General features: G+C 52.2%; 16 protein-coding genes. 12 read left to right on the forward strand and 4 right to left on the reverse strand.

The features are described from left to right. Positions 1-78 precede the first annotated feature (78 nt). The 8 genes from EDM60_RS01825 (at position 79) to EDM60_RS01860 (ending at position 9,073) form a co-directional block, all read left to right on the forward strand. Positions 79-771, forward strand: a complete 693-nt coding sequence (locus tag EDM60_RS01825) for a response regulator transcription factor (protein WP_370641088.1) — start codon at positions 79-81, stop codon at positions 769-771. Then, positions 761-1,873, forward strand: coding sequence for a sensor histidine kinase (locus tag EDM60_RS01830; protein WP_122962440.1), 1,113 nt, complete (start codon positions 761-763; stop codon positions 1,871-1,873). The genes EDM60_RS01825 and EDM60_RS01830 overlap by 11 nt, the downstream gene beginning before the upstream one ends. A gap of 107 nt (positions 1,874-1,980) precedes the next feature. After that, positions 1,981-2,889 (forward strand): D-alanyl-D-alanine carboxypeptidase family protein, encoded by a 909-nt coding sequence (locus EDM60_RS01835; protein ID WP_122962441.1) that lies wholly within the window; start codon positions 1,981-1,983, stop codon positions 2,887-2,889. Further along, positions 2,864-3,433: a VanZ family protein gene (locus EDM60_RS01840; RefSeq protein WP_233454126.1), complete on the forward strand. Its 570-nt coding sequence runs from the start codon at positions 2,864-2,866 to the stop codon at positions 3,431-3,433. Before EDM60_RS01835 ends, EDM60_RS01840 begins: the two co-directional genes overlap by 26 nt. Positions 3,434-3,513: 80 nt before the next feature. After that, positions 3,514-4,284 carry a MerR family transcriptional regulator gene (locus EDM60_RS01845; protein WP_122962443.1) on the forward strand — a complete coding sequence of 257 codons (771 nt, stop codon included), beginning with the start codon at positions 3,514-3,516 and terminating at the stop codon, positions 4,282-4,284. Between the two features lie 18 nt (positions 4,285-4,302). Continuing rightward, positions 4,303-4,944, forward strand: coding sequence for a GNAT family N-acetyltransferase (locus EDM60_RS01850; protein ID WP_122962444.1), 642 nt, complete (start codon positions 4,303-4,305; stop codon positions 4,942-4,944). A gap of 150 nt (positions 4,945-5,094) precedes the next feature. Then, entirely contained in the window at positions 5,095-6,870 is a 1,776-nt protein-coding gene (recQ, locus tag EDM60_RS01855) for a DNA helicase RecQ (RefSeq protein ID WP_122962445.1), read from the forward strand. A gap of 232 nt (positions 6,871-7,102) precedes the next feature. Beyond that, complete coding sequence (locus EDM60_RS01860; protein ID WP_409362251.1) at positions 7,103-9,073, forward strand: bifunctional metallophosphatase/5'-nucleotidase; 1,971 nt, start codon at positions 7,103-7,105, stop codon at positions 9,071-9,073. Between the two features lie 97 nt (positions 9,074-9,170). On the opposite strand, the gene lplT is transcribed toward EDM60_RS01860, so the two are convergent. The 4 genes from lplT to EDM60_RS01880 all read right to left on the reverse strand — a co-directional run bounded on the left by lplT (position 9,171) and on the right by EDM60_RS01880 (position 14,613). Then, entirely contained in the window at positions 9,171-10,361 is a 1,191-nt protein-coding gene (lplT, locus tag EDM60_RS01865; RefSeq protein ID WP_122962447.1) for a lysophospholipid transporter LplT, read from the reverse strand. 1 nt (position 10,362) lies between these two features. Then, positions 10,363-12,471, reverse strand: a complete 2,109-nt coding sequence (locus EDM60_RS01870; RefSeq protein ID WP_122962448.1) for an AMP-binding protein — start codon at positions 12,469-12,471, stop codon at positions 10,363-10,365. A 107-nt stretch (positions 12,472-12,578) separates the two neighbouring features. After that, complete coding sequence (locus EDM60_RS01875) at positions 12,579-13,217, reverse strand: response regulator (RefSeq protein WP_122962449.1); 639 nt, start codon at positions 13,215-13,217, stop codon at positions 12,579-12,581. Positions 13,218-13,242: 25 nt separating this feature from the next. Further along, positions 13,243-14,613: a sensor histidine kinase gene (locus EDM60_RS01880; RefSeq protein ID WP_122962450.1), complete on the reverse strand. Its 1,371-nt coding sequence runs from the start codon at positions 14,611-14,613 to the stop codon at positions 13,243-13,245. Between the two features lie 258 nt (positions 14,614-14,871). Between EDM60_RS01880 and EDM60_RS01885 the strand changes: the two genes are divergently transcribed. From EDM60_RS01885 to celB, 4 genes are all read left to right on the forward strand, one after another. Next, the gene (locus EDM60_RS01885; RefSeq protein ID WP_122962451.1) at positions 14,872-16,629 is read left to right on the forward strand and encodes a methyl-accepting chemotaxis protein; all 1,758 of its coding nucleotides are present in this window, start codon (positions 14,872-14,874) and stop codon (positions 16,627-16,629) included. Positions 16,630-16,775: 146 nt separating this feature from the next. Next, positions 16,776-19,454 (forward strand): sigma-54-dependent transcriptional regulator, encoded by a 2,679-nt coding sequence (locus tag EDM60_RS01890; RefSeq protein ID WP_122962452.1) that lies wholly within the window; start codon positions 16,776-16,778, stop codon positions 19,452-19,454. A 204-nt stretch (positions 19,455-19,658) separates the two neighbouring features. Further along, a complete protein-coding gene (locus tag EDM60_RS01895; RefSeq protein ID WP_063228821.1) occupies positions 19,659-19,961 on the forward strand; it encodes a PTS sugar transporter subunit IIB in 303 nt (100 codons plus the stop codon). Between the two features lie 12 nt (positions 19,962-19,973). After that, positions 19,974-21,317: a PTS cellobiose transporter subunit IIC gene (gene celB, locus EDM60_RS01900; protein ID WP_122962453.1), complete on the forward strand. Its 1,344-nt coding sequence runs from the start codon at positions 19,974-19,976 to the stop codon at positions 21,315-21,317. The last annotated feature ends 17 nt before the right edge of the window (positions 21,318-21,334 follow it).

Here is a 21,334-nt window from a genome sequence, read left to right on the forward strand (position 1 = left end):
GGGCTGCCTGACGCAGCTTTAGCTTTTCTTTAAACATTTTTGCTATAGTGGTCAGTAACGACTCGGATTCGTGCGGAGGTGCGGACAATGAGAATTTTGATCGTTGATGACGACAAGGAAATTGTGGACTTGCTGGCGATTTATTTGGGCAACGAAGGCTACGAAATCGAAAAAGCCTACGACGGCTTGCAGGCGCTGGAAAAGCTGGCGCAAAAAAGCATGGATCTCGTCATTTTGGACGTGATGATGCCCAATATCGATGGACTGGAAGTGACAAAACGCATACGCAAAAATTCCACCATCCCGATCTTGATGGCCAGCGCCAAGACGAACGACATGGATAAAATCATGGGACTGATGACAGGAGCCGACGACTATGTCGTCAAGCCGTTCAATCCGCTGGAGGTCATTGCGCGGGTGAAGTCGCTCCTGCGGCGGGCGAACTACGTGCAGCAGCAAAAACAAGACCATGTGATCGAGGCGGGGCCGCTTATTATCGACAAGCAAAGCCACGTCGTCCAGACGAAGGACGGCATCCCGATCAAGCTGACGGCGCTCGAATTTTCCGTGCTGTTTTTGCTGGCGAGCCACCCCAACCGGGTATTTTCTTCCGAAGAAATTTTCGACCGCTGCTGGAAAATGGAGAACTACGTGTCCTACAAAACCGTCATGGTGCACATCAGCAACTTGCGGGAGAAGCTGGAGAAAGCGACGAAGGGCGAGAAGGTGATCCAAACGGTCTGGGGGGTGGGCTATAAAATTGAAGCTTAGTACCAAGTATTTTTTTCGCATTCTCGTCGATCTGTTGCTCAGCTTGCTGATTTTTTACGCCCTGTTCCAGACAGCCGCTTATTTCGCCAACAAATATTTGTACAGCATTCCCCAGATCAAAGAGTACGTCTGGATGCTGAGACGCACATTCGGGACAGATTCTTTCAAAATCCCGATCATTCTCTTGGCGACAGGCTTGTTTGCCGCCTGGACGATCGTCCGTATTCGCAAATACGTCGAGCAAAAGCAGATGGAGCAAATTATTTCCGAGCTGCACTACATTGCCAAAGGAAACTATGAGCACGTTATTTCCATACGCCCCGAAGGCAATTTGGGGAATGTCGTGGACAGCATTCATGCGCTGGTGAAAAGCACGCGCGATGCGATGGAGGAGGAGCGGCGGCTGGAGCAGTCCAAAGATGATCTGGTGACCAACGTTTCCCACGACCTGCGCACTCCGTTGACTTCGATTATTGGATATTTGGGGCTGATCGAGCAGAACAAGTACACGGACGAACAGCAGATCAAGCAGTACGCCCATATCGCTTATGAAAAGGCCAAACAGATGAACGTGCTGGTCAACGATCTGTTTGAATATACCAAGGTGCGAAACAGAGGAGCGCATGTGAGCCACACGCAATTTGATCTGGTCGAGCTGGTCGAGCAAGTATCGGTTGGTTTTCGCATCGACGCGCAGGAAGCGGGGCTGTCTCTGCACGTCGATACGCCGGATCAAAAAATCGAAATGACCGGAGACACCGACAAGCTCGTGCGCGTGTTGGAAAATCTCATTTCCAACGCGGTAAAATACGGGCGTGACGGTACGGACATTCTCGTGCGCGTATTTGTTGAGGGGCGGGGAGTGGCTATTACCGTTGCCAACAACGGGGCGCCCATCCCGGCTGAGTATTTGCCGAGCTTGTTTGAACGGTTTTTTCGCGTGGAAGGCTCGCGCTCCAAAGAAACAGGCGGATCAGGTCTTGGACTCGCCATCGCCAAAAGCATTATCGACTTGCACCAGGGCACGATTTCTGTGGAGAGCACGCCGGAGTGGACGACGTTCACCGTATGGCTTCCCCGCACTATAAGCGGAACGTTATAAATCCTTTACTCTTTCTTTACCATTGGTTGCGATTTTTTTAAATATGAAAGCCTATCCTTATCAGCATGGATGCAGAACGTGTCATGCGGGCAAGGAGGGCTTTTTTTATGAGGAGAGGCAATTTGCTGCTGTTGTTGGTGGCTCTGGTGGTCGGAATTGCGTTTTTTCGCGATACGATTTCCGTAGAGGCTGACCTGCGGCTTAATCAAGTCTTGGGGAATTTGCGGGTGCTGGACGCCAATGTAGATGCGCGGGCAGCCATCCTGATCGATAGTCAGACAGGCGAAGTCTTGTATGCGCAAGACGCCGATACAGCATATCCGGTGGCGAGTATGTCCAAAATGATGACCGAGTACCTGCTGCTCGCAGCGATCCAGGAACAGCGGGTAACGTGGGAAGACGAGGTGCCTGTTTCCGTCAATGCTGCCAGCGCCGAGGGAGCGAGAGTCAGTCTTGAGCCGGGGCGCAGCTATCCGTTGAAAGACTTGTACGAAGCCATGGCAGTCGGCTCAGCGAACAATGCGGCAGTGGCGATTGGCGAATATTTGGCAGGCAGCACCCCGGCCTTTGCTGAGCAGATGAATTTGAAAGCGGCGGAGCTTGGTTTGACAGCCTCGTCATTTGTGAATGCGACCGGACTGGATTATGATTATGGACAAAACGAAATGACAGCGAGAGACGTGGGAATGCTCGCTTACTATTTGATCCGGGATTTTCCCGAGATTGTGGATTTGACCGCGCAGCCGTCTGTGCGGCTTACAACAGGAGAAAGAGTGAAAAACACCAATCTGATGGTGCAAGCAGACGACCATTCGATGAGCGTGCTCGGACTGGATGGGCTGAAAACGGGCTTCACCGATCAGGCAGGCTACTGTTTCACCGGAACCGCCAAACAAGGCGATAAACGCTTGATCTCCGTAGTGATGGGCGCAGAAAATGAGGCGATTCGTTTTACGGAGACGAAGAAGTTGTTGGAGAGGGGATTCGACCTTGAGTCAGACCGAAAAAAAGGGTAACCCGCTGGGGCTGGTGACCATCGTTGGCTATATCGTGTTCGCCCTGTATTTGTTTTTGGTGGTCAAAATATTGCTGTTCAAATTCGGCAGCCTGGACAGAGAGCTGCTGGCAGCGCAATGGGAGATTGTGCGCAGCGACCCCGGAGCCATTTTGGAGCGTTTTCACACGCGAGCCAATTTGGTGCCTTTTCATGAAATCCAAAGCTATTTGCACGCGATTCAGCAACATCGCAGCGGGCACAGTCTGGTGAACTTTGCTGGGAACATAGTGGCTTTTATGCCGTTGGGCTTTTTGCTGCCGCTTTTGTTTGCCAAAAAGGCGAGCGGAATGGGAAAAGTCGTGTGGCTCTCGTTCTTGCTGAGCCTGCTGCTGGAGACAACTCAGCTGGTCATGAGTTGCGGGACATTTGACGTCGACGACCTTTTGCTGAACACGTCAGGAGGGTTTTTGGGTTATGTCATGTACAGGCTGGTGCGGCTGGCCTTTTTTCCGCGTGTCCAAAACAGGAGAAGCTCCGTGGCTGTTCATTCCACAAGAAATTAACCGATCAGGCAAAAAGCCGTTGACCTTAGGTCTGACCTAAGGTGTAAGGTTAAGGTAATCCTGGCCGGGAGTGGTGTTGCATGAAAAATGAAATCACAATCAGCGAGCTGGCGCGCATTATGAATGTGTCTGTGCATCAAATTCGCTACTTTGAAGAGAAAGGCATTTTCCAGCCTGCCTATATCGATGACAACCAGTACAGAATGTACAGCATCGAGCAGATTTACGAGCTGTCTCACATCTTGCTGCTGCGCAGACTGGGGGTATCCGTATCTGCCATCAAGGATTGCCTGACAGCTTTCACCGCAGATCAATATCAGCAATTGCTCCGCCAGTCGTTGCTGGAAACGAACGCGCAAATTCGCAAGCTTTTGGAACTGCAAGCATTCATTCAAAAAGTATTGCGAGAGCAGCATGATTTTGCGAGTCGGCCCGATTCCTTTCAAATAAAGCGGTACGAACCTGTCCGTCTCATGCGTTGGCTGGAAATGGACGAACAGGCACACATTCAGGCGAGACAACTCGCTGAACAGGCCAGGCTGGTGCCAAACCTGTTCGAGACAGACGTCCACTATTTGTACGACGGTTCGGGAACGGTGTCCTTGTGTCTGGAAGCGCCGGAGTCTGGAAACATTACGTTGCCTGGCGGCTCATACCTGTCTTTTCAAGGGCTGGCGAATGGCGATGCGGCAACCGACCAGTTGATCGAGCGCTTTTACGAGTATCTGGCGGCTCAATCTCTCGTCGCGACCGGACCGCTTGTGCTGATTGAAAAATCGTATTTGTCTTTGTTCAGCGGCCAGCACTTGCATTACGAGCTGCGGGTACTGCTGGACGCTGCTGACTTGTAAAAAGGAGGTGCAGGCATCATGAATGTCTCACCGATCACGCTGGAACCGATGCAGGCGAAGTACAATCAACCAGTCAGCCGTCTGCTTGTTGAGAGCTTTCGCAACAAGTTTCAGCCATTAACCAAAATGAGCGACAGTGAGTTGGCGCGGTGCTTTGAAATTTTGCTCCATCATTTTCCCGATGAACCGGCAAGTCAGCGAGCCGTTGCCGTTCAAAACGGAGAGGTTGTCGGGACGCTCTCGCTCAAATGGAAGACCGCCGAGGAAGCGAAGCAAGAAAATCTGTTTCCTCCGTGGGATGAGTTCAAAACATTCGGGAAATGGCAGCTATTGAAGCTGACTATCGGCCTGTACTGTCTCACCCATCAGTTGAAAGTGGGCGAGTGCTATATTGCCGATGTGGCTGTCCACCCGCTGCATCAGGGGAAGGGAGTCGGCAAACTTTTGATGCAATGGGCGTTGAATGAATGGCAAGACCGCCCGCAACTGGATCAGCTCAGTTTGCATGTCTCCGGGAAAAACCAGCGTGCCAAGCAATTGTACGAACAGCTGTCTTTTCGCACCCAAACCAGGCAACAAAGCTTGACCAGCTTGCTTTTGTTCAAGGAATACGAATGGGAGTATATGGTGCGAACACGGAGAGCAGGGGAAAGTGCATGAAACGCAAATGGATGATCAGTATCATGAGCACCCGCCGAGGTGCTCTTTTTTATGCTGACAGTTCCCCTTGTTTTGTCCCAACGCCTATGTTTACACTAATAATTAGTTGAAAGCTACGACCTATTCTATCGAAAGAGAAGGTGATTCTCTTTGCTGCATAAAGCGCAAGAAGTTTTGCAAAAATACTTTGGCTACGAAACATTTCGCGAGGGACAAAAGAAAATTATCGAAAGCCTCCTGGAAGGACACGACACGGTAGGCATCATGCCGACGGGCGGGGGAAAATCAATCTGCTACCAGGTTCCGGCGATGCTTTTTGACGGGGTAACCATCGTCATCTCGCCGCTCATTTCCTTGATGAAGGATCAGGTTGACGTACTGGTCAGCATGGGGATTGCCGCTACGCAAATCAACAGCTCGCTCGATTACAGCGAGGTGCGGGAGCGCCTGCGGATGGCTGCGCGTGGCGAATACAAGCTGCTCTACATTGCCCCGGAACGGCTCGAATCGGAATCGTTTCAACAACTGATCCGGAATATGCCGATCTCCTTCATCGCTGTCGATGAGGCGCACTGTGTCTCCCAGTGGGGGCATGATTTCCGCCCAAGCTATCTGGAAATCGCCCGTTTTTTGGACACGCTGCCAGAGCGTCCGATCGTCGCTGCCTTGACTGCGACAGCGACACCGGAAGTAACCGCTGATATCAAGCGCCAGCTGTCGCTTGCAGACGAGCGGCTTTTCATCACGGGCTTTGGCAGGGACAACCTCATCCTGTCCGTGCGCAAAGGGGAAAATCGCCGCGAGTTCATCCAATCTTATTTGAAGGCGAACAGACAGCAGGCCGGAATTATTTACGCTGCGACGAGAAAAGACGTCGATGCCCTTCATGCCGATCTGGCAAAGCGCGGCTTTCCGGTCACCAAATACCACGCCGGACTGTCAGAGGAAGAGCGTGCTGCCAATCAGGAGGCTTTCCTGTTCGACGACGTTCGCACGATGGTTGCCACCAATGCGTTCGGAATGGGAATCGACAAGTCCAACGTGCGCTATGTCATTCATTACAACATGCCGAAAAACCTGGAGGCGTACTATCAGGAGGCCGGGCGCGCCGGGCGTGACGGCGAGCCGAGCGAGTGCATTTTGCTGTACCAGCCGCAGGATATTCAGACCCAGTCGTTTTTCATTGAGCAAAACCAACTGACGGACGAGCGCAAGGATCACGAGTACAAAAAGCTCTACGCCATGGTCGATTACTGCCGGACGCCGAGGTGTTTGCAGCAGTATATCGTGCAGTATTTCGGGGAAGCCGATGCCCCGGAGTGCGGCCGCTGCCACAACTGCACCGATGAGACAGAGCTGAGCGACATCACGCTCGAAGCGCAAAAAATCTTTTCCTGCGTGAAACGCATGCGGGAACGCTTCGGCGCGGCACTGGTCGCACAGGTGCTCAAAGGTTCGAAAAACAAAAAGGTGACCCAGCTCCAATTCGATCAGCTTCCCACGTACGGTCTGATGAAGGAGTACAAGGAAAAAGAAATTGCCGACCTGATCCAGCTGCTGATCGCGGAAGGGTACTTGCAGGTGACAGAGAGCCAATACCCGATCGTCAAGCTGGGAGAGCGGGCATTGCCCGTTTTGATGGGCGAAGAGCGCGTCGTGCAAAAAATCTCGATCCGTCCGGTTGCCCTCACGGAAGATGATGAGCTGTTCGAACAGCTGCGAACGCTGCGCAAAGAAATTTCGCAAAAAGAAGGCGTGCCGCCGTACGTCATTTTCCACGACAGCACTTTGAAGGAAATGAGCAGCCTTTGCCCGACTGACAAACAGGCCATGCTCAAGATCAAAGGTGTGGGCGAATCCAAATTCGACAAGTACGGGCAGCTCTTCCTTGAGTGCTTGCAAAACTACGCTGCCGTCAAGCCGTGACTTCTTTTGTCGCGGCTTTTTTGTGGGGAGAATCAGCAAAAATCGTCCCATTCGCCGGCACTGCCTGCTATAGTTAGAGAGAAAGCCAAAACTTTCTTAGAATAGAGAACAGGAGGAGCGAAAAGCTTTACCAGCGCAAGGGATCTGACAGAATGAGAGAAACAGAGGGGAAACTATGAAAAAGAAGGTAGCTTTACTGGCAAAAAGCTTGATGAGCGTAGCAATGACCACTATGGTGCTGGGCAGTGCCTTGGCGGGAATCGCTGCACCGACAAAAGCGGCGGAAGCGCCGACCAAAATCACGCTGTTGGGCACATCTGACATCCACGGCCGCTTCATGCCATGGGATTATGCGCTCGACGGCCCGAATACAAACGGCAGCCTGACGCAGCTGTTCACCATGATCAAGGACATTCGCAAAGAAAATCCGAACACCGTGCTGGTCGATGCAGGTGATTCGATACAAGACAACTCCGCTGAACTGTTCAACGACCAGCCGCAGTCGCCGATGATGGTCGCCATGAACGAAATGAACTACGACGCCTGGGCGTTTGGCAACCACGAGTTCAACTTCGGGCTGGATGTGCTGGACAAGATCAGCGGCCAGTATAAAGGGGCAGTTCTCGCAGGCAACATCTACAAAGAAAATGGCGAGCGTTTCTTGCCTGCTTATACGATCGTAGAGCGCGCAGGCGTAAAAATCGGTCTGATCGGCATGAACACGCCAATGATTACCGATTTTGAAAAAGGCACCGACCATCTGGATGGCCTCGTGGTCAAAAATCCGGTAGAAGAAACGAAGAAAGCCGTAAAAGAACTGCAAGGCAAAGTAGACGTCATGATCGGCGTCATGCATATGGGCATCGAGAACGAAAACGGCATTCCAGGCACAGGCGTAGCTGATATCGCCAACGCCGTACCGGAGCTGACCGCCATTTTTGCTGGCCACATGCACAAACTGGTGAAAAAAGAAGAAATCAACGGTGTGCTGATTTCCGAGCCGGACAAATACGGTACGCACCTGTCGCGCATTGACCTGACTTTTGAAAAGAAAGACGGCAAAGTTGTGCTGACCAGCAAGGAAGCGACTGCTTTGCCTGTAAAAGGCGCTGACGGCACTCCGGCTGTTTCCGATCCTGAGCTGGAGACGAAGCTCAAGCCGTTCCACGAGTTTGCCCGCGCAGATGCGAACATCGTTGTTGCCGAGCTGAAAGGCATGAACCTGGTGCCGAAAAACGAGGTGGAAGGCATCCCGACTGTGCAAATTCAGGAGACGCCACTGTCTGACTTCTTCCACGAAGTGATGCTCTACTACAGCAAGGCAGATGTCGTCGCCCACCAGATCGACAACGACAAGGCCAAGCTCGATGTCGGCCCGATCAAGAAAAAAGACATCGCCTACAACTATCAGTACACATTCGGCGAAATCACAGTATACAAAGTGACCGGAAAAGATTTGAAAGATTACATGGAGTGGGCAGTAGGCTACTTCAATTCCACTCGTCCTGGCGACGTAACTGTCAGCTTTGACCCGAAACGCCGCGCTTCCAAATACAGCACCAACGACTTCTTCGGCGGCGTGAAATACGAGATTGACCTGACCAAGCCATACGGCAGCCGCATCACCAACTTGCGCAAGCTCGACGGAACACCAATCAAGCCAGAGGACAGCTTGAAGCTCGGCATGAATGCGTACCGGATGGAAGCCCTGCAAGCAAAAGGCGGCGCGCTGGAAGGACGCAAGTTCGATCAGCTGTGGACGTCCAAAGCAAATGATGCTTTTGGAGAAACAGGCGGAACAATCCGCAACCGCGCTATCGCGTACTTGCAAGAAGTGAAAAAAGGCGTATATGAGCCAAAAGTGCAAAACAACTGGAAGATCATCGGCGTCGACACCTCTGCTCCTGAGCGCAAAGACGTAGTAGAGCTGATCAATGCTGGCGTCCTGAGCGTTCCGAAAACAGAAGACGGCAAATACACCAATATCGCTTCGATCAACATCAAAGATGCGGTGACCAAAGAAGAAATCGCGGAACTGACAGCGAAGGCAAAAGTCGACGCAGCGAAATTCGCGAACGTGAAAACAAAAGGCGAGTTTTATCGCCTGCTGAACGAAGCGAGAAAAGCAGCGGCGGCCAAGGAAGCGCAAGCAACCCCGGCAACCCCTGCTGCCCCTGCGACGACTACGCAACAGAAGAAATAACGCAGCTTGGTCTCGAACCGCACCAAAAAAGCCGTGACGCTTACAGTCACGGCTTTTTGCTGTTCAGGCGGTCTTCTTTTCGCAGCTTTTTCAGGAACTAACCGACGATTCGCTTGCGATGCTTCACCAGATACAGCAGGAATACGAGCAGCAGCAAGCCTTGGCCGACAATCGCTGCGGAGATGGAAGCGCCGAGGTAAACAATCAGGTAGTAAATCCCCGAGCCAGCTGCCATCAGGAAATTCTCGATAAAATTTTGAATGGCGATGGTTTTCCCGGAGCCGACCATCTTTTTGCCTTCTTCTTGCAGGACGGTGTTCATCGGAATGATGAATACTCCTCCCATGAACCCGACCAAAAGCAGCAGGGAGATGGCGATGCCGATGACGTGAATCCACGGGAACAGCACGATGATGAGAAACATGCCGAAGCCGTAACCGACCGAGCGCGTGAAGCGGGACAGCGGAATCAGCTTCGGTGCGAGAAACGCGCCGATGATGATGCCGATGGAAGTCGTAGCCAAAATCAGCGAGACGGAGAAGCTTTGCGGATTGATCCCGAGAGCGACGGGAATCCAGGCCAGTACAGCTACCCGCAGCACAGCGGAACTCATCCAGAACGCCCCTGTGCCGATCAAAGAAAAGCTCGTTTCCGGGCGGTTCATCAAGTGCTGGAAGTCGATGAAAAAGCGGCGAGCTTCCGCACCGTATCGAATCAGGCTGTTTCCTTTGATGCGCGGGATGAAAAAGGTCATGCCCAGTGACAGCAAGTAGAGAGCGAGACAGATGCTCGACGACAAGAGCGGTGCGGTCGTGGAGGCAATCGCTCCGCCTCCGCCGATTCCGGTCAAAATGGCGACGATCGTATACGCTTCGATGCGCGCATTGGCCTGGAACAACTCATTTTCATTGCGCGTCAGCTCTGGCAAAATGCCGTACTTGGCAGGCGAGTATACGACGGCTCCCACGCCTACCGTAAAGTAACTGAGCATCAACAGCAAAATGCTCGAATGATCGATCACAAACAAGAGTACGACGCCGAGTGCTTTGATCAAGTTCCCGATCACCAGGACAAACGATTTGGCATGTTTGTCGGCAAAAGGTCCGACGAGCGGAGCCAGAAATACGTAAGGCAGAAAAAAGGAAATCGATACGAGTGCGAGCATCGCGGGAGAAAAACCGTTCTCCCGCAACAAGTTGGCGATGACAAACAAAATCATGTTGTCTGCAAAAGCCGAAAGGAATTGCGTGAAATACAGAGCTTGCAATGGTTGTAGTCGCGTTTTCACATCAGTTTCCTCCACTTTCTGCGAGTTGCTTCAGACTGACGTAATCGGTTTTCCCGCTCCCGAGCAGCGGCAATGTCTTGATGAACTGCATGGTGCCAGGGATGAGCAGTGGCGAGTATTGCTTTTCGGTCAAATACGAGCGCAGTTGACCGAGCGCCACATTTTCGTCTGTCGTAAACAGCAGGACGCGCTCGCCTTTTCGCTGATCATTGACGGTAATCGCAGCGAAGCCGGAATGTCCAAAGCATTGCATCGCCAATTCTTCAATCAGATTCAGCGAGACCATTTCGCCGCCGATCTTGGCGAAGCGTTTCAGTCTGGACTGGATGCTGAGAAAACCTTCCTGGTCGGCTGTCACCAAATCTCCGGTGTGATACCACTCTTCTGCCGGAACGAAGCCTTTTCCGTGGATCAGGTAGCCTTTCATGACGTTCGGGCCTTTGACGAGCAGTTCTCCGCCTGCGTCGATTCCGGCAACAGGGTCTAGGCGATACGACATGCCAGGCACCAAGCGTCCCACCGTACCGGGTTTGTTCGCCAGCGGCGTGTTCAGAGCGAGAATCGGTGCCGTTTCGGTTGCCCCGTACCCTTCAAAAATCCGCACGCCGAATTTCTCCATCCACAGCTTGCGAACATCGTCTTTCAGTTTTTCCGCTCCTGCGAACACATAGCGTAGCGAGTAAAAGTTATACGGGTGCGCCATTCGTCCGTAGCCTGCCATAAACGTCGAGGTGCCGAACAAAATCGTCGCGTTCTGGTCGTACACCAGCTCCGCAATCGCCTTGTAGTGCAGCGGGCTAGGGTACAAGTAGACGGGAATCCCTTTGACGACTGGCAAAAGCGTGCCGGCAGTCAAGCCGAAGCTGTGGAACATCGGCAATGCATTGAAAAACTTGTCGCGGCTCGTAATGTCGATCATGCTGGTCACCTGCTGGATATTCGCATACAGGTTGGTGTGCGTCAGCACGACGCCTTTTGGCTTGCTTTCGCTGCCGGAAGTGAACAGGATCAGCTCATTGGCGCCGTGCGCCGCTTTTTTGCCAGTCAGATAGGAGCCAAAGGCAGCCAGTTTGTCAAAAGCGGTCGCCGATGCTTTCAAATCTTCGAGATAAATCACTTGCATGCTCGGCGACAGGCCAGCGATGATGTGATCCAGCTTGCCTTTTTCGATGAAGGCGCGCGATGTCAGGATCGTGTCGATATGAGCCGTCTCGCAGCAGTCCAGAAGCGAGCGGATGCCGAGCGAAAAGTTCAGGATCGCAGGCGTTTTTCCGATCGAAAACAAGGACAGCAACGTAATCAGGTGACCGACCGAGTTCGGGAGGAACACGCCGACCACTGGTTTTCCCGTCAGCGGCTGCTGCAATTTTTTGCCGAGCAAGTAGCTTCCGATCAGCAACGTGCGATAGTTGATCGCTGTGGTCAAGTCTTTGGCGATTTCCATTTTTGATCCGTTAAGGCGCGCGGCTGCAATCGTTTCATCGAACAGGTTTACATTTTGCTTCATTCGGCTTTGAAAAATTTCATCTTGCAACGTACGGAGGATCAGGTCATTGGCTGCTGCTTTTTGCTCGCGCATCGAACGGTTTTCTTCGCGTGCGATGGTGAACGGGGTGCCTACGGTCATGGTGATGGTCGGGAACAGCAAGAGACGCAGCTTGCCTTTCAGATAGGAGAAGATCGAGCGCTCCAGTCCGTTGATCGCGATCGGATAAACAGTCGCGCCCGTTCTCATGGCGAGGTAGCCTACGCCGCTGTAAATTTTCATCAGGCCGCCAGTCGTCGTGATGCGGCCTTCCGGAAAGATCACCAGCGTCTCCCCTTTGCGGATCACCCGCAGCATATGGCGGATCGAGTAAGGGTTCAGCGGATCGATGGCGATGTGCTTGCGGAAGCGCAGGAAGAAGGCGAAGCGCTTGGCGATCTCCGTGTTGACGACGAAGGTCGCTCCTTTTGGCAAACAGAACGACAGGAGCACCGCGTCCAGCAGGGAGACGTGATTGGGAATGATCAGAGACGGCTGCGTCAGATCGATTTTGTTTAGTCCGTGAACGCGAGGTCGAAACCACAGCATTAAAATCATTTTCAGGAAGGAATGAATGAGGACCATGTGGACCACACCTTTACAAGGAATAATGGCGTTGCTTTATGTTTTCATTGTAAGGAGTGGGGGAAGTAAAAAAAGTACCAACATTCATTGGTACCTGGTAATAAGACCTAGAACAGCTTCTTTTGGCTGGCTTTGGAGGCCGCTTCCTTGCTCGTTTTCACGCCCATTTTTTTCAGGATGCGGTTGATGTGGTTTTTGATCGTGCGCTTGGTGATGTGCAAGGATTGTTCGATTTGCGTCTGGGTTTTTCCTTGGTGAATCAGTTGGAGGATGTCCTTTTCTGCCGGGGAAAGCAGCTTTTGGTTCTCCTCGTTTTTCAGGCGCAAAAACTCGTTGCGCAAAGCGGCTGCGGCGGTCGGGTGAATCGCCGACTGGCGGTTGTGGGCAGCGCGGATCGCTTCGGGAATTTCCTTGAAGCTGGATTTGCTGATGTAATTGACGGCACCAGCGGAAAAGGACTCGACGATGACGTCCTCGGCTGTCAATGACGTCAGCATGATGATTTTACAGTCCGCTTGCAGGGAAATCAGCTCCATGGCCGTTTCGATGCCATCGAGATTGTTTTCGGTCAGGTTGATATCCATGAGGACGATGTCAGCGCCTGCGTTCAAAAACCGCTCCACAGCTTCTGCTTTGGTCCCTGCCTCGCCGACCACGGCCAGACCCGGCTCTTTGTTCAAGTAATCGATCAGACCTTTTCGCCAGACGGGATCATCTTCTACGAGAAATACTTTGATGGCTTCCATGCCGATAGCCCCCTTCCTGCTTTCATCAATGTGTTATGACGCGTTTTTTCGGGAAGAACAGAAAGACGGTCGTGCCTTTTCCCTGCTCGCTGTATATTTCCAGCATTCCTTGATGTTTTTGCATGACATTGTAGCAATAAGACAGGCCAAGCCCGAAGTTTTGTCCGGTTCTTTTGGTAGAGAAAAACGGATCGAGGACATGCGGCAAATTTTCTTTGGAAATGCCTGTTCCCGTATCCGCAACGGCGATGACGAGATGCCGATTGGACAAAAAGAGCTGCACATGGAGCTTTCCGCCCGAGCGCATCGCTTCGATCGCGTTCATGCACAGATTGGTCAACACTTCCCGCAGCTGCACGGCATCGCAGCGCAGACGAAGGCTCTCATCCAGCTCGGCTTCCACTTGAACCTGATATTTTTCCGTGTACGGCTTCAAATTGTGGATGACTTGTGTGACGATTTCGCTCGGCGCAGTGGGGGACTCTTGCAGCTCCACGTCGCGCAGCTGGGTTTGGATGCGGTTCATCATGTCCAGCATGTGCTGGGACGATTGCAGGAGCACTACGGCATCTTCCTGTAAGCCTGGCTGGTTTGTTTCCTTTGCATACGTTTCGATGCGATCCGCGTACAAGGAGATTTTTCCTGCTTCGTTTTTGATCGTATGATTAATGATTTGCGCACCGGATGTGAGAGCACGCAGCGTGCTGTCCAGGCGTCTTTTTTCTACGCGCAGCCGGACGCCGAGGAACCCGTATTTCAGGCTGATGGCGACAATCAGAATGAACTGGATGGCGACGACGAGCATGTTGTACCGCCAGGCTTCGTAATCGTTTTGGATGCGCATGACGTAAATAAAAATAAAGACGAAAAAGAGCGGGACGATAATCAGCACGTTGGTGAAAAAGCTGTTCTTTTTGACCAGCGGGTCTTTCTCGCTCCGGTACTGTACGATGAGCAGCGTGCACGAAACCAGAAAAAAAGGAATGACCCAGGCGACCATGATCCAGTAGTTGAAGGCCAAAACCGGGTGGATCGGCGTAATGGCAAGCATCGAGACCGGGAAGCAGAGCGCAGCAAACTGCGTGATGAGTTTGGTTCTGCGCGCAAGAAACTCCGCCGAATGCACGGCGAACATGAGAAACGAATAAGGCAGTCCGACCTGACAAATAAAAGACGACAGGCGGCTGAGAAAAAGCAAGGTTTGTTCTGTACCAGGCGTCATGGTGAACATCTCCGCCCAAAGCGGCATGATCGTTTCATCGATGACCGCAGAGAGAAAGCCAGCCCCTCCGACAAATGCAGTGGCACAGGCCCAGCGGATCGACGTCCGTTTCGGGTCGGTGAAAAGAGCCAGCAGGCCCAATGCCCACATGGTGAACAAGGTGAAAACCATCATGGCAATCTTGATCTCCTGTCAGTCATGATAAAACCATTATATCGTACCTGCGGAGAATGAAACGAAAATTAATCAACTGTCCATGAAAAGCGAACAGAGACGATCTGCCGGGAAGAGTGAAAAAATTGTGACAGATATGGGTATTTTGAACTATATGCTCTGTTCCTGATTCCAAAAATCGCCTATGATGGTATTCATGCAGATAGTCATACAGAACTCATTTTTATTGATCATGAGACGCGGAGGAGAAGCAGACGAATGATGTCATTTATGAAAAAGCATCTGATTGTTCGTATTTTGTGTGTCATCATCTCCGTCTTGGTTCTGGTCGCTGCGGGAAACATTGCCACGCAGATTGTGCAGACGAGAGATGCGGTTGAAGAAGGAATCAACAATTACAACATGCGCATTGCAGAAAGCTATGCTGCTCAAATGAAGCCGGAGCAGTATGCTGATTTTCTGAAGCAGCCGAAGGAAACGGACCTGTACTGGGAGCTTAGACAGGAGCTGGATGTGTTCCGCACACAAATCGGAGCGATTTACGTCTACTTCGTGCGATTTGATGAGAATCAAGTGCCGAAAATTATGATTGATGGACGTCCGCCCAACGATCCGGCTGCTTCTCCGATTGATGAAGTGACAGATATGCCCCCAGATGCTGTGAAGGCGATTATGGCGGGGAACAAGGCAAGCTCGCCCATTATCGAAAATCCGGAGTACGGGACTTACATATCGGCGTATGTTCCTGTCAAAGACAAAAGCGGTGCAGTGCTCGGGGCGTTGGGGATTGATACCGATGTAAAGGTGTACGAGCAGTTGGCGACCAACGTGCTGTGGAAAAGCGTTCCGATCTACATCCTGATGCTCGTTGTCATGTTCGCGGCTGTGCTCGCGATTGTCTGGTTTGTCCAGCGGGCATTGCGTCCGTTGCATGTCGTCAAGGAGAGCGCGGAGAAGCTGGCTGAGGGCGATCTGGCGGCAGCCGGAGTCATTTTGCGTTCCTCTCCGGTAAAGTCCGTGGATGAAATCGGCACCGTCTATCAGTCTATGCTGACGATGTCCGAACATCTGCACAGCCGGGTTCGCGGACTGGTAGTGAATATGGACAAGACGTCCGATCATTTGGTCCTCTCATCGAAAGAACTGGCAGTGAGTGCCGATGAGATGCTGGAGATGGGAGAGAGCATGAATGACAGCGTCAAAGTCATTTACGACGGAGCGCACGCGCAAAAGAAAAGCGCGGACGACAGTGCGAATGCGATTGAAGAGATTGCACTTGGCATAGCGCGGATCGCTGAATCTTCCGCTACGGTGTCCGATGCTTCCATTCACGCTTTGGAAATCGCCCAATCCGGTGACGCGGCAATGAAACGGATGAGCCAGCAGATGCAAGACATTTCGCTTTCGGCTGAGCAGACTTATGAGATCGCCAAAAAATTGAAAGCGTATTCGCAGGAAATCGAGCATGTGCTAGGCACGATCCAAGGCTTCACGGAGCAGACGAAAATTCTCGCGCTGAACGCCTCGATTGAAGCGGCGAGAGCGGGCGAACACGGACTCGGCTTTACGATTGTGGCGCAGGAGGTAGGCAAGCTGGCGAATGCCTCGGCCGCTTCTGTCCAGCAAATCACTGCTTTGTTGGGCAACATCGGAAAAGATTCGGAGAAAATCAGTGTCGAGATGGAGACGGTCACGACAGAGATCAAAGAGGGCGTAGAGTTGTCGACTGAAGCAGAGCGATCGTTTTTGCATGCGGTCAAGGCGTTCATGCTGGTCAGTGAGCAGGTGCAGGAAGTATCCGTCACGACAGAGCAGCTGTCTGCCGGGTCTGAGGAAGTAGCGGCTACGGTCAACAGCATTGCGCACATCGCTTCCGGTGTGAGCGAGCAGACGGAACAGATTCGGACGATGACGAACAGGCAGCTGGAGATGATGAAGCAAGTGTACGATGCTTCTGCTGTCCTGAATGCCAACACGCTGGACATGAGAAAAGCGATTCAGCAAGTCAATGTATAGCGACTGTACACAGCCACCCTGTCTGTTTGGAAGGGTGGCTGTTTTTTCGTGATGAGGCATGTACATCCATCATATTCATGGGTAAGCAGGTTTTTCCAAAATATTGTTGAAATGAAAACGGACAAGTTGTGAGGCAGGTGATCGCAATGAAACGAGTGGATTTCATTTACCAGAAGCTGCTTGATTCAGGTCCTGATACAAAGCTCAGTGCAAGCGAGCTGGCTGAGCTGCTGGGTCTTAGCCGCGCCAACGTAAGCAGTGATTTGAACCGTTTGTGGAAGGAAGGCCGCATCGAAAAGGAGGAGGGGCGTCCTACCCTGTTTTATGTCAAACAGGCGAAGGATTCGCTCTACCTGGCGCAAACCGCATTGGACAGGCTGGCGAAGAAAAACAAAAGCCTGATTACGCGCATCGAGCAGGCCAAAGCGGCTGTGCTGTATCCGCCGCGCGGCATGCATTGTCTGATTCTCGGGGAGACGGGAGTGGGCAAGTCGTGGTTTGCGGGCATGATTCACGAGTTTGCTGTGGATATCGGGCGTCTGGACAAGGGGGCGCCCTTCATCGTCTTTAACTGCGCTGACTACGCCAACAATCCGCAGCTTTTGATCAGTCAATTGTTCGGAGTCAAAAAGGGCGCGTACACCGGAGCGGAAATGGATCGCAAAGGCTTGGTAGAGAAGGCGGACGGCGGCATTCTGTTTCTCGATGAGGTTCATCGGCTGCCAGCGGAAGGCCAGGAAATCTTTTTTACCTTCATGGACAAAGGGACATTTCGGCGGGTCGGCGAGACGGAAGTGGAACGTACGGCTCAGGTGCAAATCGTCATGGCGACGACCGAAAATCCGGAGTCGAGCTTGCTCAAGACGTTCATGCGCCGCATACCGATGGTGATCAAGCTCCCCTCATTGCTGGAGCGGGGGATGGAGGAGCGTCTCGGGCTCGTCATGGAAATTTTCCGTGAAGAAGCGTTTCGCTTGGGCCGGGAGATTCAAATATCAGCGAGCGTGTTGCAGGCGTTTCTTTGCTATCACTGCCCCAACAACATCGGACAACTGAAGACCGACATCCAGCTGACCTGCGCCAGCGCTTATGCCGAGTATATCTCCCTGAAAAAGCATGTTTTGCACATCTCCATTCAGGATGTGCCCCATCACGTCAAGCAGGGACTGCTCATGGCAAAAGACTACAGGCAGGAGCTGGACGAGCTGATTGGCACCGAGCACAAATGTTTTGTCGTGCAGCCCTCCGAGGAAAGCATCTGGTTTGGCGGCGAGCAGGAGGATGCTGCCAACAGCGTCTATGAAAAGATCGAGCAGAAAATATACGAGCTGCAAAATCAGGGCGTCAGCGAAGAAGAGCTGGAATTTGACATAGAAAACTACTTCACGACTTTTATCAAAGGGGTTCATCAGCGAATCAACAAAGGAGATATGGCACGTATCATTGATCCGATCATTATCCACCTGGTCGAAGACATCGTGCGCTATGCGGAAGCGAAGCTGGAGAAAATTTTGAGCCAAAAAGTAATCTTCGGTCTGGCGCTGCACATCCAGACGTCAAAGGAGCGATTGTCGCAAGGGAAGCAGATCGTCCATCCGCATATCAACAGCGTGCGGCTCAAGTACAAAAAAGAGTTCGCTGTAGCATTGGAATGCGTGCGGATGATCGAGGAAGCTTTGCTCATGGACTTGCCGATTGGCGAAGCGGGCTACCTCACCATGTTTTTCGTGCTGGATGACGAGAGCATGCAAGAGGAGCGGGAAACGGTGGGCGTGCTTGTCATTACACACGGCAGCGGAGGCGCGACAGCCATGGTCGACGTGACCAATCGGTTGCTTGTCACCCAATACGCGCGGGCAATTGACTTGCCGCTGGAAGAAGACTCCATGCTTGTGCTGGAGCAGGCGATCAAGACAGCGCGGGACATCGGTAGCGCATCCGGCCTGCTTTTGCTCGTCGATATGGGCTCGCTGCTCGGTTTTGGGGAAATGATCGAAAAGGAACTGGGAATCCCGGTAAAGGTAGTGCCGATGGTGAGCACCCCGCACGTCATCGAAGCGACGCGCAAGGCCATGCTCGGACATTCTTTGGAGGATGTGTACCGCGATGTCGTCAGCATATCGATGCTACATCGGGAGGAGCTGCCCAAGGAGCCGCCAGCCAAGCTGTCGCCAGCTTTGACGATTGTAGCAGCCTGCCTGTCGGGCGAGGGCAGCGCGCTATTTTTAAAACAACTGCTGGAATCGCGGCTGCGCTATGACGAAAAGCTGTTGGAATTTGTGCCGCTGCAACTGCTGGACAAAGCACAGGCCAAAAGTCGGCTGAAAAAAATCAAGGAAGAACGGACCGTTTTGTGCGTCGTGAGCAATTACATGCTCGATCGCGGCTTGCGCTGCTACAGCATGGATGATGTGATGAACGGCGAGGCGCTGTCCGATATCCAGCAGCTGATCGACCTGGAAGAAGCGTACGTGAAAATGAAACAATCGCTCAAAGAACATCTGAAAATGGTAAAAGGGCAGGACATTCTCGATGACGTCAGGACGTGTGTGACCCGCATGGAAGAAAGACTGGGCAACACGCTTACTTTTGATACGAGAATCGGAGCCTATTTGCACATTTGTTGTCTCGTCGATCGGCTGAAAGCAGGAGAGCATTCCATCGCGTATACAGACAAAGCCGTATTTTTAGCGGGCAATCGCACGCTGCACAACCTGATCCGCCATGAGTTGCAGCCGTTGGCAGACAAATACGACGTGACTTTTAGTGAGGACGATGTCTGTTTCGTCATGAATTTCTTCATACACAATAAAACACTGGTGTAGCTAGTGTTTTATTTTTTGCCAAATTGTCCCTGTTTCCCAAACACTATAGCGCTTTCATTCAAACACTTTTGGCGCAAGCTGACTTTGCGACTCTTAAAATGCGACAACGGTGCCCTTTTTGGTGAAAGCGCATACAAACAAGGTGTTTTGGCACGCGACTTGCTCTAGAAAAAGGACATAACCAACTGAGGGGAGGAAGTTATATTGAATATCTTGCTATGCTGCGCAGCTGGGATGTCAACGAGCTTGCTGGTACAAAAAATGGAGCAGGCTGCACGGGAAAAAGGGCTGGAAGTGAAAATCTGGGCGGTATCAGCAGATGACGTAAAAAGTCATATTGACCAAGCCGAGGTACTCCTGCTGGGGCCTCAGGTGCGCTACAAGCTGGCGGAAATGAAAAAAGTAGGGGAAGAAAGAGGGATTCCAGTCGATGTAATCCGTACGGTTGACTACGGTTCTCTGAACGGGAAGAACGTGCTGGAATTTGCTCTTCGTCTAAAACAGTAGAGGGGGATGCGTATGGCAGGGTTCAATTCTTTTCTGGAGGCCCGCGTGATGCCTGTGGCGGGCAGGATCGCGGAGCAGAAGCATTTGCAGGCAATTCGTGACGGGATCATTCTCACCATGCCTTTGCTGATTATCGGGTCTCTTTTTCTCATTATCGGCTTCATACCTATCCCTGGTTACAACGAGTTCATGGTTGGGCTGTTTGGCGACTTGTGGCGAACCAAGCTTTTGTATCCGGTGAATGCCACGTTTGACATCATGGCGCTCATCGTCAGCTTCGGAGTAGCGTACCGATTGGCTGAAAAGTACAAGGTTGATCCGCTGTCGGCAGGTGCGATTTCTGTCGCTGCCTTCTTGCTCGCGACCCCGTACAAGACGATGTTTACCCCTGAGGGAGCTACAGCAGCCCAAGAGGTAGGCGGAGTAATCCCGGTCGCCTTGATGGGAAGCCAGGGGCTGTTCGTGGCGATGCTGTTGGCGGTGCTGTCCACCGAGATTTACCGCAAGATCATTCAAAAGAAAATCGTCCTGTCGATGCCCGATGGTGTGCCTCCCGCTGTCTCCCGCTCCTTTGTCGCTTTGATCCCTGCTTCGGCCGTGCTTCTGGTCGTCTGGCTCTTGCGCATCCTCATTGAAAACACTTCGTTTGAAAGCATCCACAACATCGTGAAAGATTTGCTGGTCGGCCCGCTGAGTGCATTGGGCAGCAGCTTGATTGGAGCGATTGTCTGCGTGTTGCTCGTCCATCTGCTCTGGGCGCTCGGTCTGCATGGAGCGGCGATTGTCGGCGGAATCATGAGCCCGATCTGGCTCACTCTGATGGATCAAAACCGGGCGGCGTTCCAGGCGGACCCGAATGGAGATTTGCCGAACATCATCACCACCCAATTTTTTGATCTATGGGTGTACGCGGGCGGCTCAGGTGCGACCTTAGCGCTCGTGGTGCTCATGCTGTTCCGTGCGCGCAGCGAGCAAATGAAAAACATTAGCCGACTTTCCATCGGCCCAGGCTTGTTCAACATCAATGAGCCTGTCACTTTCGGGATGCCGATCGTCATGAATCCGATTCTGATTATTCCGTTTATTCTTGCGCCCGTTGTGCTGGTCATTGTCAGCTATGTGGCGATGTCACTGGGCTGGGTAGCAAAGCCAAGCGGCGTGGCAGTTCCCTGGACGACTCCTGTCATTATTAGCGGCTATTTGGCTTCCGGCGGGAAAATATCGGGCAGCGTCCTCCAGCTTGTGAATTTCGTCATTGCGTTGGTGATTTACTATCCGTTCTTCCGCTTGTGGGATAAACAAAAGGTGAGCGAGGAGCAGGCGAATGCCGCTTCGAACCAAGCCATAAACTTGTAATTTACCAGAGGAGAGGC

This window comes from Brevibacillus parabrevis (assembly GCF_003710905.1).
GTDB lineage: Bacteria > Bacillota > Bacilli > Brevibacillales > Brevibacillaceae > Brevibacillus > Brevibacillus parabrevis.

What these genes read in the sequence shown, in the direction of transcription:
- EDM60_RS01835 (WP_122962441.1), top strand. Translation starts at nt 1,981, where the DNA reads ATGAGGAGAGGCAATTTGCTGCTGTTGTTGGTGGCTCTGGTGGTCGGA.
- EDM60_RS01845 (WP_122962443.1), top strand. Translation starts at nt 3,514, where the DNA reads ATGAAAAATGAAATCACAATCAGCGAGCTGGCGCGCATTATGAATGTG.
- EDM60_RS01850 (WP_122962444.1), top strand. Translation starts at nt 4,303, where the DNA reads ATGAATGTCTCACCGATCACGCTGGAACCGATGCAGGCGAAGTACAAT.
- EDM60_RS01860 (WP_409362251.1), top strand. Translation starts at nt 7,103, where the DNA reads ATGGTGCTGGGCAGTGCCTTGGCGGGAATCGCTGCACCGACAAAAGCG.
- EDM60_RS01870 (WP_122962448.1), bottom strand. Translation starts at nt 12,471, where the DNA reads ATGGTCCTCATTCATTCCTTCCTGAAAATGATTTTAATGCTGTGGTTT.
- EDM60_RS01875 (WP_122962449.1), bottom strand. Translation starts at nt 13,217, where the DNA reads ATGGAAGCCATCAAAGTATTTCTCGTAGAAGATGATCCCGTCTGGCGA.
- EDM60_RS01880 (WP_122962450.1), bottom strand. Translation starts at nt 14,613, where the DNA reads ATGATGGTTTTCACCTTGTTCACCATGTGGGCATTGGGCCTGCTGGCT.
- EDM60_RS01885 (WP_122962451.1), top strand. Translation starts at nt 14,872, where the DNA reads ATGATGTCATTTATGAAAAAGCATCTGATTGTTCGTATTTTGTGTGTC.
- EDM60_RS01890 (WP_122962452.1), top strand. Translation starts at nt 16,776, where the DNA reads ATGAAACGAGTGGATTTCATTTACCAGAAGCTGCTTGATTCAGGTCCT.
- celB (WP_122962453.1), top strand. Translation starts at nt 19,974, where the DNA reads ATGGCAGGGTTCAATTCTTTTCTGGAGGCCCGCGTGATGCCTGTGGCG.